Genomic DNA, 16,428 nt, shown 5'->3' with positions numbered 1-16,428 from the left:
TGGTAATCACCACTGTCAGTTATTAGTTGTCATCCACCAGTTGTTTTTCTGATTACCACTGACAACTGACAAAGTAGCAATTACCAAAAATTAAATTAACCCAATAGACCTTGAATCAGTCCCAAATTACTAGTCACAAAGTAAGCGACTACTGCACCACCAATGCCACCAATCAAGAAAGCACTGGCAAAGTTATTCCAGCTTTCTTTGGAGTTAAAAGCATCAGTTGGCGGGTTAGGCACAGTAACACTGGGAAGTGCTTTGGGAGGATTGCTGTTGGCATATAGGGATAGACAGGCGGTGAGAATCACAACCAAGCCTATGCTTGCCAGTAACCCAGCTAAGTTAGCATTAGATGCCTCCCGTAGAGGTCCCAACTTGGAGAAGGGCCCAAATAGCAAGTAACCATGAGCCATACCAACTTCTAGCCCACGTCTACCAGGATTAAGACCTGGGCGATAAGCGGGTAAGTTATTAATGAACCACTTGATTAAGGGAGAAGAATTAATTGGGGTTTCCAGGTCACCTTTCTGGGGATCGCGTCCTGCGGGAAAAGCAGCCTCTCTATTTCTCGGATCGCTAGGGAGATTCTTGGATGCATTTACTGATTGCGCCATAATTTATCTTCGCCTCTAAATTTAGAACGGATGATTTGCTACTTTCCTATAATAATTGTAGGTAAAGTAGACTTTTAGCTAGGAAGTTTAGAAAAATTAATTTAGCTGCTTTAAAAAGTATGAAACTCGCCAGCTGTTTCCAGCATCGCGAGTTTCAAAAACTATTTGAGTGATAGTTTTACCTAACTAGGTCGAGCTACCCAACTGCACGATCTTAGGCAAAACCTAACACATTCAAATTTTGTCAATCCCGCCTTTAACTTACGGTAGTGGGTGGAAAAGTAAGTCGGGGAAAAAGCGGTTAAATTCAATCAAAATCCCGGCTGTGATTGTCAGCCAGAGGGTAGCTGCCACAGGCGCTGTGGAAATAAATTTAATCAAGTAGGATGATTGGTCGCTTTTGTCCGCCATGAATTTAGTCTCCTAAACAAGTGAATGAGTGAATCGCAATTAGCGTGGGGAAACAGTTATTTCTGAATCCTTGGCAGTTAATTCGCCAGAGAGAAACTCTTTAACTGCTGCCGCTGGCCAAGCAAAGCCTGTGGCGATGATAGGTAGTGCCAAGCCAAGATCGATTTGGATTTCTTTTTGTTCGGTATCGGGGCCTTTTTTAATGGCTTGCAGGTAGGCGCGACCGACCCAACCAATCCAACCAGCAATATAGAGGAAGAGAATACTGGGAATCAGGAAGTCACCAGCACGGTCAAGGCGACCATCCACAATCAAGTGGGGGTAACCTTCAGGACCACACAGGGCCTGAGAATAACGCTCAAACCGTTTTCTCCCGGATTCAGGGTCGGCGGTGGTGTTACGGGCATTTTTCGCTAGCTCTTGAAATGCGGGAGAGTCTTTGCAGGGTACTAGGTTAGCACCTAAAGCTTTTGCTGGTGGAGCAAAATTGAACCAAAGACAAATCGCTAAAATCAAAGCAAACAATCGTCGCATGGAGTTGTTTCCTTTTATTACAAAACAGAAAGTTTCTATGTACAAAACGAAGCGGCTTGTACAAGGTTTATTTGCATAACTAGCAAGTAATCATACTCTTGGGCGGGAACCGAGTAAAGTTTAAGTAAATAAAAGTTAAAGCTTCTCAAACAAGTCCCCTATCCAGAACTCAGCAATCAGCACTCTTTATGGCAACCGTTTTAGCAATCGAAACCAGCTGTGATGAAACTGCCGTCGCAATTGTTAAGAATCGTCACGTTTGCAGCAGTATTGTAGCCTCACAAATTCCAGTCCATCAACAGTATGGCGGGGTAGTGCCAGAGGTAGCTTCCCGCCAGCATTTGGAAACGATCAACGAAGCGATCGCCGCAGCTTTGGAGCAGAGCCATATAGACTGGGATCAAATTGATGGTATTGCCGCCACTTGTGCGCCGGGACTCGTAGGGGCGCTTTTGGTGGGTTTAACTGCTGCCAAAACCTTGGCGATGGTACACAATAAAGCATTTTTGGGAGTTCATCACCTCGAAGGTCATATCTATGCGACTTACTTGAGTGAGCCAACTTTAGATCCCCCTTTCCTTAGCTTACTAGTTTCCGGCGGACATACAAGCTTGATTTACGTCAAAGATTGTGGTATCTACGAAACTTTAGGCGAAACCCGTGATGATGCGGCAGGTGAAGCCTTTGATAAGGTGGCGCGGTTATTAAAGTTGGGTTATCCCGGTGGGCCGATAATTGACAAGCTGGCACAAACAGGAAACCCCCAAGCCTTTGCCTTGCCAGAAGGGAAAATTTCCCTACCAGGTGGGGGATATCACCCCTATGATGGCAGTTTTAGTGGGTTAAAGACGGCGGTGTTGCGTTTAGTGCAGCAGTTAGAGAAAGATGGCTCTCAAATACCAGTGGCAGATGTGGCGGCTAGTTTTCAAGAAACTGTAGCGCGATCGCTCACCAAAAAAGCGATCGCCTGTGCACTCGACTATGGTCTAGACACGATCGCTGTAGGTGGAGGCGTAGCAGCTAACACTGGCCTAAGAAAACACTTACAAGCAGCAGCAGCCCGGCACAACCTACGCGTCCTCTTCCCCCCCCTGAAATTCTGTACCGATAACGCCGCAATGATTGGCTGTACCGCTGCTGACCATCTATCCCGTGGTCACACATCCCCCCTCACCCTAGGCGTTGAATCGAGACTAGCGTTGACCCAGGTGATGAAGTTATATCAACAATAAATCAATTCAAAATTCTGTTAGGAAGAATCAAATTTTTGAATTTTCAATTGGAGCGTAGCGAGCCACTATTGACCGGATGTGATTAGCCACAGCGTCTGGCTGCTCTAACATTGCCAAATGCCCACAATTAGGGATTTCAATTACATTGTCGCCAGTGTATTGGAAAAGTGGATGAAAACTAGCTAAATGCCGAACATACTTGGGTTCCATAACCTTATCGTCAGTACCAGTCAAAAAATAAACTGGCTGCTTAAGTTGGGATACCAACTGGGGTAACCGGTTGATTTCTTCCTCCGTCGTCGAGTCTAACAGCGTTAAGAGAGCAGCTTCTGGGTCAGCAACAACGAAATCAATTACCCTCTGACGTGCCCAATAGCGATCTAGCGGACGTGCCACACTCGCTCTAGTAAACAGTAAATCAATCAAAGGTACTTGAGACAGCCAACGCGGGCGGACTTGTAAAAATTTCTGCCCTGCCGAGCGAAACTGCTCAAAAGCTTCTTTGAGATAAATACCACCGCCTGCATTTATACAAATTACTCCCTTAACACACTCAGGTAGTTGAGCAGCTCCCCAGAGGGCAATAGTACCTCCCAAGGAGTGACCAATGAGCCAAGCACTGGTAATATTCATCTGTTCCAGCAGGACTGCTAAATCCTGAGCATAAGCAGATGGAGTATAAAGAGAATCTAAGTAAGAGTCAACCGAACCATAGTTAGTAGTAGTAAGGCTCAAAGAAGTTTGTATCTGTGACTGGGATTCACCAAAACCCCGCAAATCATAAGACAGACACTGTAAATCAACGGATAGGCGGGAAATTACAGGTTGCCAGTATCCACGGCTATTGAGCCAACCGTGGATAAACACTAAAGCATGGGGATAGGACGTGGGAGCCGTTAGCTCGTATGCGTGTGGAACTCCCAAGATTTCTATGGTTGCCATACTTATATCGTACCCTCTAGGGCGGGTGCGATTAAAAACTGCACTTAAGTCATGATTTCAAAATTTTGAAATCCCTATACTCAAATCTTGCATCTAACCGTATAAACAACGTTAGGCTTAAAAGCGGTGCAATAGAGCTACATCACTTTACTTGGGTTTTATCGCTAAATTAGGGTTTTAGGATTAATACTGATTAAATTTGAGCAATTTTTCTTGGCGCAAGATGTGATTATACTCATCGGTCTAGTAACCTCTGTCGCACCCCTTCAGCAATTTTGTGACCGAGATATTCAGGAATAAGGCTTTCATTCGGTCCTAACAGGTAGAGAATCAACCTTGTGCGTCCGCGCCAAACCAGTAAATTGGCATTGACAACCAGCAAGTCTTCCTGCCAGATGGCGTACATCACTTTGTAAAATAATCCCGGTTGATTATCGGCTTCAACCACTAAGGCCGGGAGATGAAAAACCGGATCAACATAGAACTCGGTTTGTACCTGCTCTAAGCCAGCATCAAGGTTGAATTCTACCGCCAGCATTTCCTCCACCTCAAACCGCCCTCCTAAAGCCTCACGAATAGCGCGGCAGACGTTTTCTGCGGTTTTCTCGGTCAGGGCTTTGCTGCCACGAGACACCAGCAGTTTAATAAAAACTAACATTGGCGGACGGATCTGACCGTATAGACTTAGTCCGTGGATAGTCAACCCGTAAGCTGCCAGCACACCAAAAATATCGCTGAGGAGAAAAGACTGGTTACGGTAGGCAAAATGCAGCGCACTTTTATTACCTTCTGATTTCAGCTCAATCACAGCGCGTCTGGTTTTATAGAGACGGTAGGCTAATCGTAAATTTTGCAGTTGTATCTCGCTGCTAACAAATTGTTCATAAAACTGTGGAAACGCTCGGTTAAAGCGCTTTAGGAGTTCCAGTGTCGAAGATTTTAAACCAGAAGCCATCGTTGGGGGTAAAACTCCCTTGCTTTGTTAAAATTAAAGCTAAAAATGGTGTTACGTAGTTCCAAGTCAAGTAGCATAGTCAAATATAGTCACGCTACGAGTTGACCCGGAGTGATTCGGATTTGTTGAACTACAACAGCCCCTATCCCCTTTGCAAAAGCATTAGGGATTGCCCTTTTCATAATGTTGCAAAACCCATTCACGTGGATCAAGAGAACTACACCACAAGCATAACAGTACAGTTCAAGGGGAAATTTGCTGGTTGCTGAATTGATATTCAGCTTTGGCTTTGAAATTATAAACTGGAATGCCATCACCACACAAAAATTAGAGTGAAAAGTGGATGACTCCTCTTGTTGAATAAAATTAACCCTCTCCCCTCCCGCTTTATAAGCAATAAAATCCACAAATCCGGCTGGCAGCACCTGCACAAAATTTTGGTCATTCCGACTGCCAAGATTAATTTTTGGTATGCAGTTGAATTTTTTACCAATTACTAGTATGCTGATATTGCTAACAACTAAGTACTCAATAATGAATCGGCTATTTTTGTCAAGATAATCATTCATTTTAGGTTTAGAATTGGTACAAAGTTGTGGGATTTTTCTGGTGTAAAAATTAGGTGTTTTATCTTGGCGTTTAGCTATTTGTTTGTTAAATAATTGATGAACAGACTTTAATGGTCTAGGATTTAGCAAAAGTGGTTGTGTCTTGGCTTGAATAGATGTGATTATGACCAGATTATCAAGTCCAATTCCCAAATTGGCAATGGCGTTCAAATTCAAATTATTTTGGTTGGATGCTTGTTCATAAATAACCGCTACAATAATAGAATGCAATAACTTAATCCAGTCCATTTTATTGCTCTAAAAAATAATTTTAGCCGGGAAAATGAAATTATTAAAATTTGCCAAACAAATATTAATGGCAAAGCTTTATTAAACGAGCTGTTTTGAAATAAGGTTTGAATATCTTTGTAGTTAAAATATTTGTTTTTAACTAGGCATAAATGGCGAATTAAAAAAATGCGGCGTTTGGCTCTGGATTGCCTGTAAAGCGTTGGAGATAAAGACATAGCAAGTGCCACCAAGTCTGGCATCAATTAAATAAATCTGGCTTGTCATCTACAGATAACTGTACCAAACTAAACTTGACCTCCAGGATGAGGCAATTTGCAGTCTTTCCACCATCACTAATCTGTTTGGTAAATTATTTTGATGTGCTTTTTTGCATGGCTCAGAAATTTTTGTTTCTATAAAAGAATATACCTGAAATATGCTTTAATTTAGAATTGATAAAGTTTCGCACTACTAATAGACTTTCATATCCTGCCGTTTTGGGAAAATTACCCTAGTCTTTACAAATAGGGCGGGAAATTTTATATCTCACCAGCTACAACTAGAAATACAACATAATTTCCGGTTGTGGTATTCTCTAGGGGTGCGATGAAAAATAACACATCGGCCACCATGCTCCAATCAACTCCCGCAAAACGTCAGTTTGAGTTCTGCTATCTTACTCACCATATGGCTATAACAATTCTTTTTCTGCTTCTGTTACCCGAAAATAAATCGACTTTTCAGATTTTGGCAAAGCAGAATCCCTCTTAATGTAGTATGTTGTATCCAGTTGAAAATGATAGGTGTGAAACACGCCATAACTGGCTGTTACCATCGCCAATACTGAAAACGCTCAAAAAATTTTAAGTGTGAGGGGTAGCAAATGGAAATAGCTGTGTTATGAGAAAGTAGCTTGAAAACCACTGGTTTCAACCAGGGGATGAAAAGGATCAGCAGGATTTATCCTGCCTTGTTTGTGTTAACATAGTTTGATATAAGGATAAGTAGGCAACAGCAAAAGTATTTCGACCGTGGAAATACTGCGTAAACCAATCTTACGATTGAGTAGCCTCTGAAACTGAACAAACGCAAAAAAACTAATTGGTACGAGTACGACGGGGCACGTCGGAACTTACGCTTGGGAGCCAGTGCGTTAGGCAGGCAATACCCAAATTAACGCAACTGGTGTAGAGAACAGGCATCCAATTTGGTAGGATACATCCTGTCAAAGCAACCAGTCTCGTAAAACCAAGAATCCCTTGATCTCTAATCAGGGGAATGCCAAAGGTGAGTCTACACTCACTCTTAGTGAGAATTAATTCAGTTATATTACCCGAACCACGTTGGCATGGGTTTTTGGAAAACTTGGTTTAGTACGCCTGAAGCTGTAGCGACGACTAAAACAGACCCCTTTGAAGAGCATACAGCAGAAGTATTGGGCAACTCCGTCCCTAGTAGCTTTAGCGAAGCTACTCCAAAGGAGGCTCGCATCGTTTTCAGTACGGAGCGAGATATCGATCTGTATGAATTAGAAGAACTCTGTGATGCAGTCGGTTGGTCGCGTCGTCCTCTGAGAAAAGTAAAAAAAGCCATTGAGCATAGTTTCCTCGTCGCCTCAATGTGGCAAGTGCGAGGAAACCAAAAGCGGCTGATTGGTTTTGCCCGTGCTACCTCAGATCATGCATTTAATGCCACTATTTGGGATGTGGTAGTTCACCCAGACTTTCAAGGTCAAGGGTTGGGCAAGTCATTGATGAAATACGTCCTCAAAAAACTGAGGAGCGAAGAGATTAGCAATGTCACTCTCTTCGCCGATCCCCACGTTGTCGATTTCTACCGAACTATGGGGTTCATGTCCGATCCTGAAGGTATTAAAGGGATGTTTTGGTATCCTCACTAAATCCGCAATCAGAAATCTCAAGAAAACAGCTGGCTACGAAAAAATCAGCTATGATGATTGGAGTCTACTGTGTTTAAGGTGCTTTAAAGAAGGTTCGCCGACTGTCTAGCAGCCATCTGCCTGGTAAAACCAAGTCGGCAAAAAATCTTATAGCTTCTATTCTTGCTAAGACGCAGCTAGTCTCGTCAAAAGCAAATTCTCAAATAAGTTAGCAATAAGCCTTACTATGTGATATAATCAGGTTAATACTTCGGAAAAGCCTAACTGCTTTTGTGTGCAGCTAAAACTAAACCACCGTTAGTAGATCATTTTATCCGGGATGTAGCGCAGCTTGGTAGCGCGCCTGCTTTGGGAGCAGGATGTCGCAGGTTCAAATCCTGTCATCCCGATTTTAAATACAAACTCTATAAACTGACTTGGTGTTTCTTTACCCAGCAGTAAGGTACTCTAGCAGTTTAGTTTTGCCTAGACTTAAGTGGATATTCAATTAATTAATGGCACTAGGAACGATTAATTCAGTAATAGCGTCACCCATAAATGAAAAAAAGCATAAAATGACATTGTTTAGCTCAAGGGTCGGGGAAATTTTCCGCCACTTGAGAAGACATACAGCAGGCACATAAAGTATTTTGTAGTGAATAGCAAGGCAAATGCCGGAAAAAGCAGCTTTAACCAGTCATTGGTGACGGCGATACTATGACCGTTGACGGTTAACAGTCAATAGTCGTTATGGGTTTTTTACAACTCAAATGGATTGCTATATAACTAAAACTAGTTGGTGCTGTGCAAATCCTACCATTTGTCTGATTGTCTGAGTTAATTGAATTATTGACGCGAGGAGCAGTCATGAAATCATTGGTTCGCTGGGGCGCAACATTGGGTTTAGTGGGGAGTACTTTGCTCTTAACGGTTTTTGGCGTAAATTTCCCAGTGCTGGCATTGTCAGAACAACAAATAAAAGATAAATTAGACGCCGTACCAGTGTATTTGATTACTAACGACAAAGGGTTACCCTTAAGTCGTGCTCTGCCTGATGGTCAAAATGGGCAAAAAGGTGGTGGTTCGGTGACAGGAGTGTATATGAGTCGGCAAGAGGCTCAAGCTTTTATAACTGAGCTGCGGAATACAAAAGGCAAAGACCCAAAGCTGGATGAAGTGGTGAAAAGTCTACAAGTAACAGCAGTGCCTCTAGGGATAATTTATCAGCAATTGCAAGAAACCAAAAACCAACCAAATCGTCTTGTATTTGCCTTTAAACCTGTGGAGCAAGAGATTCAGGGGGCTTTGGCGTTGCTGCGCCAAAGTGGTCAAAAGGTAGATCAGTTTAAGAGTGTGCCTGTTTTTGCTGTCAGATTTGCACCAGAACAGGGGTATGTACCAATTCAAATGACATCTGACAAACAGCAACTTATTCCGCTATTTCTCAGTAAGCAAGATGCACAAGGTTTATTGAACCAGGTGAAGCCAAAGTATCCTAAGGCTGATATTCAAGTAATAGACGTAGATGGGGTGATTAAAACCTTACAGAGTAAAAACGATTCGTGGCTGACCCAAGTTCTCTTAGTGCCATCTCCAGAGTCTAGAGAATATATCAAGACGCTGCCTAGGGATAACGCGCCCAAAGCTCCTGGTGCTTCACAGCCTAAGAAGCTCCAACGTTAAGGTATGGCGGAGCAACAGCCAAAGGTAGTTTCTGGTTTACAACTTTGGCAATGGCGCCATCGAGCTATCCTTGCGGCAGGAGCTACTGATGTTCCACGGGTGGAGGTAGATTGGCTTCTACAAGAGGTAGCTGGCTTAGACCGCTTGGCGCTACGTTTGGAGTCTTTCAAGGACCGGCCGCAGATGCAGATGGATCTTTCCCTAGAAGAGTTAGACCATCTGTGGCAAAGGCGATTAAATGACCGATTGCCAGTGCAATACATTGCCGGAGTTACATCTTGGCGACGGTTTAAAATCGCCGTGTCAAGCGCTGTTTTAATTCCCAGACCAGAAACAGAGTATTTGATTGATTTAGCTGTGACAGCGGCTGCTAGCAATGGGGCAAAGGAGCTTTTACGGTCAGGACACTGGGCAGATTTGGGCACTGGGAGTGGCGCGATCGCACTGGGACTGGCAGATGCCATGCCAGAGGCAATTATTCATGCTGTTGATTACAGTCCAGAAGCAATGGCGATCGCTCAAACAAATGCCCAAAATTTGCACCTGGCTGAACGCATTCGTTTTTATCAAGGTTCTTGGTGGGAGCCGCTATCATCCCTCAAAGGTCAGTTTAGTGGCATGGTGTCAAACCCGCCTTATATCCCCACCAGTACTTTGCCTACCCTACAACCGGAAGTCTTTAACCATGAACCACATTTAGCTTTGGATGGGGGGGCTGATGGTTTAGATTGCATCCGCCATTTAATCACTATCTCCCCCAATTATTTGCGCCCTGGTGGGGTATGGCTGATTGAAATGATGGCAGGACAGGCAGAAGCAGTACGGGAACTTCTAGAAGCTCAAGGTAGCTATTGCAATATTTCAATTCACGCTGATTTGGCGGGGATTGAACGTTTTGCTTTGGCGTATAGAAGTTAGACAAGGACTGGGGGACTCATAGTAGAGGTTGTTTTAATTAAGATAATCCCCTAATAGGGATTGAAGCTCACCAAATCCCTATTGGGGATTGAGGTTATAACTGCCTATCATGTGTAAGTGATGGCTATACCCAAAGTCAGGTATCGCAAATTATCTGTGAAAAACCTATTCTTCATCAGAAAGAAAGGGGAAAACTATTAAGAATTAAGCATTCTAGATTATTTATGAATGTTTCTTTAGAAGAATTGATAAATAAGGCTAAGGCTGGCTATTTAGTGAGCTTTCCTACAGATACTGTTCCCGCACTCGCAGTTTTACCAGAAAAAGCCGAATTAATTTTTATTGCTAAACAGCGTTCTCAGGATAAACCTTTGATTTTGATGGCTGCTAGTGGTTCTGATTTGTGGCCTTATGTGAAAGGTAGTGATGTTGAGTATCAGATTTGGCAAGAATTAGTCAACAAATATTGGCCGGGGGCGCTGACGTTAGTTTTACCAGCAAGCGATCGCCTCCCAAAAGTGATGAACCCGATTGACCCGACAACAATTGGCATTCGAGTGCCGGATTGTGCGATCGCCCAAACTATATTGGCACAAACAGGCCCTCTAGCCACCACTAGCGCCAATTTATCAGGTCAGCCGCCCTTGGAGACAATTGCAGAAATTGAAGCTACGTTCCCGGAGGTTCTAACACTGGAAACAACAGCACACCAGGGCGATATATCAGGAATGGGTATACCTTCCACCGTTGCCAAATGGACAGGGTTGAATTGGCAAATTTTGCGGCAAGGTGCCATTAAGTTAGATAATTCAGCTAGGTAGGACGCAAAGACTCTACATCGATGATCGGCTAGAAAATCCGGAACTTAAGGAAAGCGTATTTGCGGTCAATTAACAAGTTAATAATTGCCAAACTATGAATGTGAGCGACTGGGTATATCTAGGAGCAGGAATAGGATTGGGGATGGGGTTTTGTTGGTTATTTGCACGCTCGGCAACCGCTGCATCTGACTCATCCTCAGTATTGCTCGAAGAACAACAGCATCAGCCACTACTCTTACAACAGGTGAAGCAAACGCAGCTGGCATACTACATGGCAGCCCAAATGAGCCAGTTTAAAGCGGGTTTTTTGGCAAGGACTACCCATGAATTGCGATCGCCCCTTAATGGTCTGATTGGCTTGCATCAGTTAATTTTGTCGGATTTGTGTGAAAATCCGGCTGAAGAACGAGAATTTATTGCTCTAGCCCACGAGCGAGCGCTGAAGTTGCTGAAGCTAATAGATGAAATACTTAGCATTGCCAGAACAGAACATGGAAACAGCAAACTAGAAATTCAACCCCTAGCATTAGCTGAAGTTTTACAGGAAGTTGATAAATTAACTTATATGCTGGCGGCCAATCGCAATTTTCCGTTTCTTGTGTTGCCCCCTGCTTCAGAAATTTACGTTTTAGCAGACCCTCGTTGGCTACGCCAAGTATTGGTAAATTTAGTAGACACAGCTATTTCTCAGATGGAGTTCGGTAGTATCTGCCTTTCCAGTAGCGTTGCACCGACCAATAAATATGTGTACATCTGGTTGGATCTGCCTACTCATGGTGTGCTCTGGAGTGAGCCGATAGATTTAATTAAATTTGAAGATAAGCCTGCTCAGTCTGAGCAGGAAAATGTCGCCTTGTCACCGGGAATGAAGCTATTACTCAATCAAACGTTGCTGGAAGTGATGGGAGGAAAGCTGGAAGTCCTGTTTTCTCCCACAGACAAGGAAGCAAACGAGCGGCTTACTAGGCTGCAAATCTCTATCCCCCTAGTGATTCCTGAAGCTGAATTTCGACCATTGGGAGAGAACCCAGGCTAGTTTGGTTGTGTAACACCATCGTAGTTGTAGTATTGGACTGGAAACCAATCTTTTCATAGAATTCCTGCTGGTGAGTGGTCATCAGGTAGACACGCTCAACCCTCATCCGGGGATGACTGAGAACAGTTTCTACTAACTTGTTTCCCAGCCCATGACCACGATATTCTGGGTGAATGACAACATCCCAAATTGTGGCGCGATAGATGGTATCGGAAGTTGCCCTAGCAAAGCCGATGAGTTTTTCTCTATCCCAGATGGAAATCACTGGATCGCTGTTAGCAATGGCTATGCCCAAGTCCTCAATACTACGTCCTTTTGCCCAGAAAGCTGAAATATTGAATAGCTCTTGGAGTTGGTGCAGGTCAATTTTCGCATGGCTTTCGCTAAATTGAATCTGAGGAAAGTTCATTGTGTAGGCACCCAATTTTTGGCAGGATATTGGCTATTGTTAAGTCATATTTTGCTATAAAGTACTAAAAACGTATATCTATATGCAACTATTTGCTTGCTTTTAATCACAAACCCACTTCCACAGAGGATGAGTTGGTCCCTGCTGGCGTATCCGATAAACTTGTTGTTCTAAGCGTTGTTTTTCCTGCTTTGGTAGTCCCCGCAGAATATTCCGACTTTGCCAAATTAAAACAGCAGCCGTCATGCCAATACAAAAGGCTAGACCCAGAGTAGACAGTGGATGGAAGAAGAGTCCATATCGCACTGCTACCCAAGTAAAGTATTGTTGCCACAATGCAATTTCTGCACGTAGATCCCATAAGCAAATAGGTGCAACAGTGAGCCACAAACAACTGGCAAACAACCACCTGCCATATATTGTCAGTTGGTGTAGTCTCTGCACTTGTTGAACAAAAGACTGGTCAGAGTTCTCAAGGTCTAGTTCGTTAATTGGTGGTTCTTCGTCGGATTGAGCCATAGAGAAATAAAGAAACTTGATATGGGTAAGCAATTCAAAATAAAAAATGCTTTTACCCAATTGTGAACTAATCCCAAGGTTAACTATCCTGGGAACTGACACTGGTATCAATCGACTCAGCTATGGATCGGACTGTGCGCTCTCGCCACAAAGTTAGGAGGGTACTGGCAATGAAAATGCTGGAGTAAGCTCCCATTGTGAAGCCAATAATTAAAGCTAAGGCAAAGTTTTTTAGTGTTTCTCCTCCAAACAAAAAGATGGCAAATAAGCACAGCAACGTTGTTAAAGTCGTGTTGATTGACCTTCCTAAGGTTTGGTTTACGGCATCATCTACAATGTCAGCAATCGGGCGGTGGGGATTTATTTGCAGCGTTTCCCGAATGCGATCGTAAATCACCACTGTATCGTTTACCGAGAAACCTGTAATCGTTAGTAGGGCGACGATGAAGAGACTATCCACTTCAGTGCCTAGCACCAAACCGAAAATTGAGAAGATCCCTGCCGTGATTAAGACATCATGAAATAGAGCAACGATGGCAAATACGGCATAGTCCAACTGAAAGCGGAAGCTCAAGTAAATAATGATCCCCGCAAAGGAAACAATCAGGGCGATGAGACCAGATGTCAACAACTCTCGGCCCAGGGTAGGGCCAACGGTGTCAAATTGGTTTTTTTGCTGGTCAAAAGTGCCGATTTTTTCGCTTAAGGCATTTTGCAACTTGCTACGTTGCTCGGGCAGCAAGGTTTTTGTCCGAATTAATATTCCATTTTCGGCACGTGTGTCTTTGTCAGCAACAATTTGGATGCTGCTATCACCCAGTCCCTGCGCTTTAGCTACTTCTCGAACAACATTGATATCAATTGGCTTGTCGCAGTTACCCGGTTTAGTGCAATCCCGTTCAAACTGTAATCTTGTACCACCGACGAAATCCAAACTGGGACGTAGGGGTGCGCGAATGTTGGGGTTTTGCCAAGAAATCACCATTGAGATGATTCCAGCCAGGATAATGGCAGCAGAAATAATCCACCATAGCGATCGCGATTTATTAATACTCAGTTTCATCTAGCTACCTCTGCCTTGTTGGATGCTGGCAGGTTCGGACAGAAAAGTTCTGGTTTCCGCAATGCGGGAATTGTGATTGCCAAAAACATGAAGGTGCGACTACAGGTAATTGCGGTAAACATACTCACTGCTACGCCCAAAGCCAAAGTTAGGGCAAAGCCTTTTACCAAACCAGCCCCCAGCCAAAATAGTGCAGCACAAGCAATCACTGTGGTAACGTTGCCGTCTAAAATGCTGGAAAAGGCGCGGTAAAAGCCAGATTCTACAGAACGATAGAGAGTTTTGCCTGCCTGCAATTCTTCCCGCGTCCGTTCAAAAATTAACACGTTGGCATCAACTGCCATACCAATACTGAGGATAAAACCGGCAATTCCCGGCAATGTTAAGGTGACACCCAACAAAGCAAAGGTAGCCCAAGTAAGCAGGGAATAGATCAATAGTGCTACATCCGCAATTAGTCCTGGTAATCTATAGTACACGACCATAAATATTAATACTAAAGTCAGACCACCGATTCCAGCATAGATACTGCTAGTGATGCTGTCTTTACCCAAGGTTGCCCCAACAGTGCGGATTTCGGCAATTTCTACGGGTACGGGTAATGCACCACCGCGCAACTGCACACCCAAGTCATTGGCTTCTTGGGCTTTGAAAGTACCTTGAATCACGGCTGAACCGCCAGTAATACCCGTGGCGGCATGTTCTGGTCCAACGACAGGAGCACTGATCAGTTCATTATCAAGAAAGATGCCGATGCTGCGTCCGGTACCAGCAAGCTTTTTCGTTAGTTCGGCAAACAGTTCACCACCTTTTTGATTGAAGCGAATGGCAACATTCCAATTATTACCTTGAGTGGGTTCACCATAGGCATCCTGGAGGTATTTGCCAATTAGTGGTGGGTTGGTGCTTTCAAACAATTCGGCGATCGCTTGATTATTGTTCTGTAAATCAGCTTGATTTTTAGCAATTGCTTCTTTGTCTTTGCTCTTGCTCAACTCTTGTTGCTTTGCTTTCAGTTCTGATTGAGATACTTTTAAAGCAAACACTTGAGTTTCTGTACCAGGTTTTTGGGTGCGAAATTCTAACTGCGCTGTACCCCCTAGCACCCGTTCTGCTTGTTCCGGGTCATTTACCCCCGGTAATTGCACTAGAATCTTGTCTGTACCCACAGTTTGGATTACTGGTTCCGAAACGCCGAGACCGTTAATTCGACCTTCGACTACTTTTTTCACCCCTTCCAATTCTCGTTCGGTGATTCGCGGGATCTCCGCTGTTGGTTTCACCTGAATTGTGAGCTGTGAGCCTCCCCGCAAGTCCAGTCCAAGGGGTATGGGAATTGTGGCAATCACCGCAATGGCGGCGATTACCAAGACTAAAATCAAGACTAATAGCGATCGCTGTCTTTGCATACCATAACTCGCAACTGACAAAGGTTATGATAGCGCTCTTTTACAGCGTTATGAGCAATCGGTAATCGGGAAAAAGGTAATCGGGAAAAAGGTAATAGTTTTTTCTCTTACCCTTTTTCCCAATTACCTGTTACCTATTACCTAAACTCGCAAAGCTACCATTTTTTCCACGGCTTCCACTATTTGCTCTGGTTGGACAATAGTCAGACGCTCTAGATTACCGTTGTAAGGCGTGGGAATATCTTGGGAAGAAAGCCGCAGCACCGGGGCATCTAATTCATCAAACAAGCGATCGTTAATTGAGGCGGTTAATTCTGCACCAATACCCCCAGTTCTCATACATTCTTCCACAATAATCACGCGATGGGTTTTGCGAATGGATGTACCGATGGTATCGAAGTCCAGAGGCTTGAGGGATATCAAGTCAATTACTTCTGGGTCAAAACCTTGTTTTTCCAAAGTTTTTACGGCTTGCAGCACATGATGCCGCATCCGGGAATAAGTGAGAATTGTCACATCTTTGCCGCGACGCACAACTTCGGCTTTATCGAGAGGTACTAAATATTCTGTTTCTGGTAGGTCTTCTTTTAAGTTGTAAAGCAGCACGTGCTCAAAAAATAGCACTGGGTTATCATCGCGGATAGCAGATTTTAACAGTCCTTTGGCGTTGTAAGGTGTCGAGCAGGTGACAATTTTTAACCCAGGAACGGCTTGGAAATATGCTTCAAGCCGCTGGGAATGTTCAGCCCCTAACTGCCGTCCCACGCCCCCAGGACCGCGGATTACCATCGGAATCTTAAAGTTACCGCCGGAAGTATAGCGCAGCATCCCGGCATTGTTGGATATTTGGTTGAATGCCAGCAGCAAAAAGCCCATGTTCATGCCTTCGATGATTGGTCTTAACCCAGTCATCGCTGCTCCCACAGCCATACCAGTAAAGCTGTTTTCGGCAATCGGGGTGTCTAGAACTCGCAGATCACCATACTTTTTGCATAGGTCTTTGGTAACTTTATAGGAACCGCCATAGTGTCCTACGTCTTCACCGAGAACAAATACGCTGGAGTCACGCGCCATTTCTTCATCAATAGCTTCCCGTAGGGCGTTGAAAAATAGTGTTTCTGCCATTTAGACCTTTAGTTGCGATTAATGTTTTAGAATCTT

17 protein-coding genes and 1 tRNA gene are annotated in these 16,428 nt (G+C 43.9%); 7 read left to right on the top strand and 11 right to left on the bottom strand.

What is annotated here, in order from left to right; all coding sequences use genetic code 11:
• Positions 1-95: 95 nt before the first annotated feature.
• The 3 genes from CYLST_RS23130 to CYLST_RS23120 all read right to left on the bottom strand — a co-directional run bounded on the left by CYLST_RS23130 (position 96) and on the right by CYLST_RS23120 (position 1,562).
• Complete coding sequence (locus CYLST_RS23130) at positions 96-617, bottom strand: photosystem I reaction center protein subunit XI (RefSeq protein ID WP_015210165.1); 522 nt, start codon at positions 615-617, stop codon at positions 96-98.
• Between the two features lie 261 nt (positions 618-878).
• Complete coding sequence (gene psaJ, locus CYLST_RS23125) at positions 879-1,028, bottom strand: photosystem I reaction center subunit IX (protein WP_015210164.1); 150 nt, start codon at positions 1,026-1,028, stop codon at positions 879-881.
• A gap of 39 nt (positions 1,029-1,067) precedes the next feature.
• Positions 1,068-1,562, bottom strand: coding sequence for a photosystem I reaction centre subunit III (locus tag CYLST_RS23120; RefSeq protein WP_015210163.1), 495 nt, complete (start codon positions 1,560-1,562; stop codon positions 1,068-1,070).
• Positions 1,563-1,750: 188 nt separating this feature from the next.
• On the opposite strand from CYLST_RS23120, the gene tsaD reads away from it, so the two are divergent.
• Entirely contained in the window at positions 1,751-2,794 is a 1,044-nt protein-coding gene (tsaD, locus tag CYLST_RS23115; RefSeq protein WP_015210162.1) for a tRNA (adenosine(37)-N6)-threonylcarbamoyltransferase complex transferase subunit TsaD, read from the top strand.
• Positions 2,795-2,821: 27 nt separating this feature from the next.
• On the opposite strand, the gene CYLST_RS23110 is transcribed toward tsaD, so the two are convergent.
• The 3 genes from CYLST_RS23110 to CYLST_RS23100 form a co-directional block, all read right to left on the bottom strand.
• On the bottom strand, positions 2,822-3,736 hold the full coding sequence (locus CYLST_RS23110; protein ID WP_015210161.1) for an alpha/beta fold hydrolase: 915 nt from the start codon (positions 3,734-3,736) through the stop codon (positions 2,822-2,824).
• 235 nt (positions 3,737-3,971) lie between these two features.
• Positions 3,972-4,691, bottom strand: a complete 720-nt coding sequence (locus tag CYLST_RS23105; RefSeq protein ID WP_015210160.1) for a hypothetical protein — start codon at positions 4,689-4,691, stop codon at positions 3,972-3,974.
• 89 nt (positions 4,692-4,780) lie between these two features.
• Complete coding sequence (locus tag CYLST_RS23100) at positions 4,781-5,548, bottom strand: transposase (RefSeq protein ID WP_041233230.1); 768 nt, start codon at positions 5,546-5,548, stop codon at positions 4,781-4,783.
• A gap of 1,330 nt (positions 5,549-6,878) precedes the next feature.
• Here CYLST_RS23100 and CYLST_RS23095 point away from each other — a divergent pair.
• The 6 genes from CYLST_RS23095 (at position 6,879) to CYLST_RS23070 (ending at position 11,867) form a co-directional block, all read left to right on the top strand.
• A complete protein-coding gene (locus CYLST_RS23095) occupies positions 6,879-7,430 on the top strand; it encodes a GNAT family N-acetyltransferase (RefSeq protein WP_015210158.1) in 552 nt (183 codons plus the stop codon).
• Positions 7,431-7,745: 315 nt separating this feature from the next.
• Positions 7,746-7,819, top strand: a tRNA-Pro gene (locus tag CYLST_RS23090).
• Positions 7,820-8,276: 457 nt separating this feature from the next.
• Complete coding sequence (locus tag CYLST_RS23085; RefSeq protein WP_015210157.1) at positions 8,277-9,092, top strand: Tic22 family protein; 816 nt, start codon at positions 8,277-8,279, stop codon at positions 9,090-9,092.
• A 3-nt stretch (positions 9,093-9,095) separates the two neighbouring features.
• On the top strand, positions 9,096-10,010 hold the full coding sequence (gene prmC / locus CYLST_RS23080) for a peptide chain release factor N(5)-glutamine methyltransferase (protein WP_015210156.1): 915 nt from the start codon (positions 9,096-9,098) through the stop codon (positions 10,008-10,010).
• Between the two features lie 224 nt (positions 10,011-10,234).
• Positions 10,235-10,831 carry an L-threonylcarbamoyladenylate synthase gene (locus tag CYLST_RS23075; protein ID WP_015210155.1) on the top strand — a complete coding sequence of 199 codons (597 nt, stop codon included), beginning with the start codon at positions 10,235-10,237 and terminating at the stop codon, positions 10,829-10,831.
• A gap of 94 nt (positions 10,832-10,925) precedes the next feature.
• Positions 10,926-11,867 (top strand): sensor histidine kinase, encoded by a 942-nt coding sequence (locus CYLST_RS23070; protein WP_015210154.1) that lies wholly within the window; start codon positions 10,926-10,928, stop codon positions 11,865-11,867.
• Here CYLST_RS23070 and CYLST_RS23065 read toward each other — a convergent pair.
• The 5 genes from CYLST_RS23065 to CYLST_RS23045 form a co-directional block, all read right to left on the bottom strand.
• Positions 11,809-12,276, bottom strand: a complete 468-nt coding sequence (locus tag CYLST_RS23065; protein ID WP_015210153.1) for a GNAT family N-acetyltransferase — start codon at positions 12,274-12,276, stop codon at positions 11,809-11,811. The genes CYLST_RS23070 and CYLST_RS23065 overlap by 59 nt on opposite strands.
• A 102-nt stretch (positions 12,277-12,378) precedes the next feature.
• Positions 12,379-12,795 carry a hypothetical protein gene (locus tag CYLST_RS23060; protein ID WP_015210152.1) on the bottom strand — a complete coding sequence of 139 codons (417 nt, stop codon included), beginning with the start codon at positions 12,793-12,795 and terminating at the stop codon, positions 12,379-12,381.
• A gap of 79 nt (positions 12,796-12,874) precedes the next feature.
• Positions 12,875-13,858 (bottom strand): protein translocase subunit SecF, encoded by a 984-nt coding sequence (gene secF / locus CYLST_RS23055; protein ID WP_015210151.1) that lies wholly within the window; start codon positions 13,856-13,858, stop codon positions 12,875-12,877.
• Positions 13,855-15,267 (bottom strand): protein translocase subunit SecD, encoded by a 1,413-nt coding sequence (gene secD, locus CYLST_RS23050; RefSeq protein ID WP_015210150.1) that lies wholly within the window; start codon positions 15,265-15,267, stop codon positions 13,855-13,857. Before secD ends, secF begins: the two co-directional genes overlap by 4 nt.
• Positions 15,268-15,408: 141 nt before the next feature.
• Positions 15,409-16,392, bottom strand: coding sequence for an alpha-ketoacid dehydrogenase subunit beta (locus CYLST_RS23045; protein WP_015210149.1), 984 nt, complete (start codon positions 16,390-16,392; stop codon positions 15,409-15,411).
• Positions 16,393-16,428 lie beyond the last annotated feature (36 nt).

Origin of the sequence: Cylindrospermum stagnale PCC 7417 (assembly GCF_000317535.1) — a bacterium.
Lineage (GTDB): Bacteria > Cyanobacteriota > Cyanobacteriia > Cyanobacteriales > Nostocaceae > Cylindrospermum > Cylindrospermum stagnale.
Note: the sequence above shows the minus strand (reverse complement) of the source record. Positions and strands in the feature narration are given on the sequence as shown.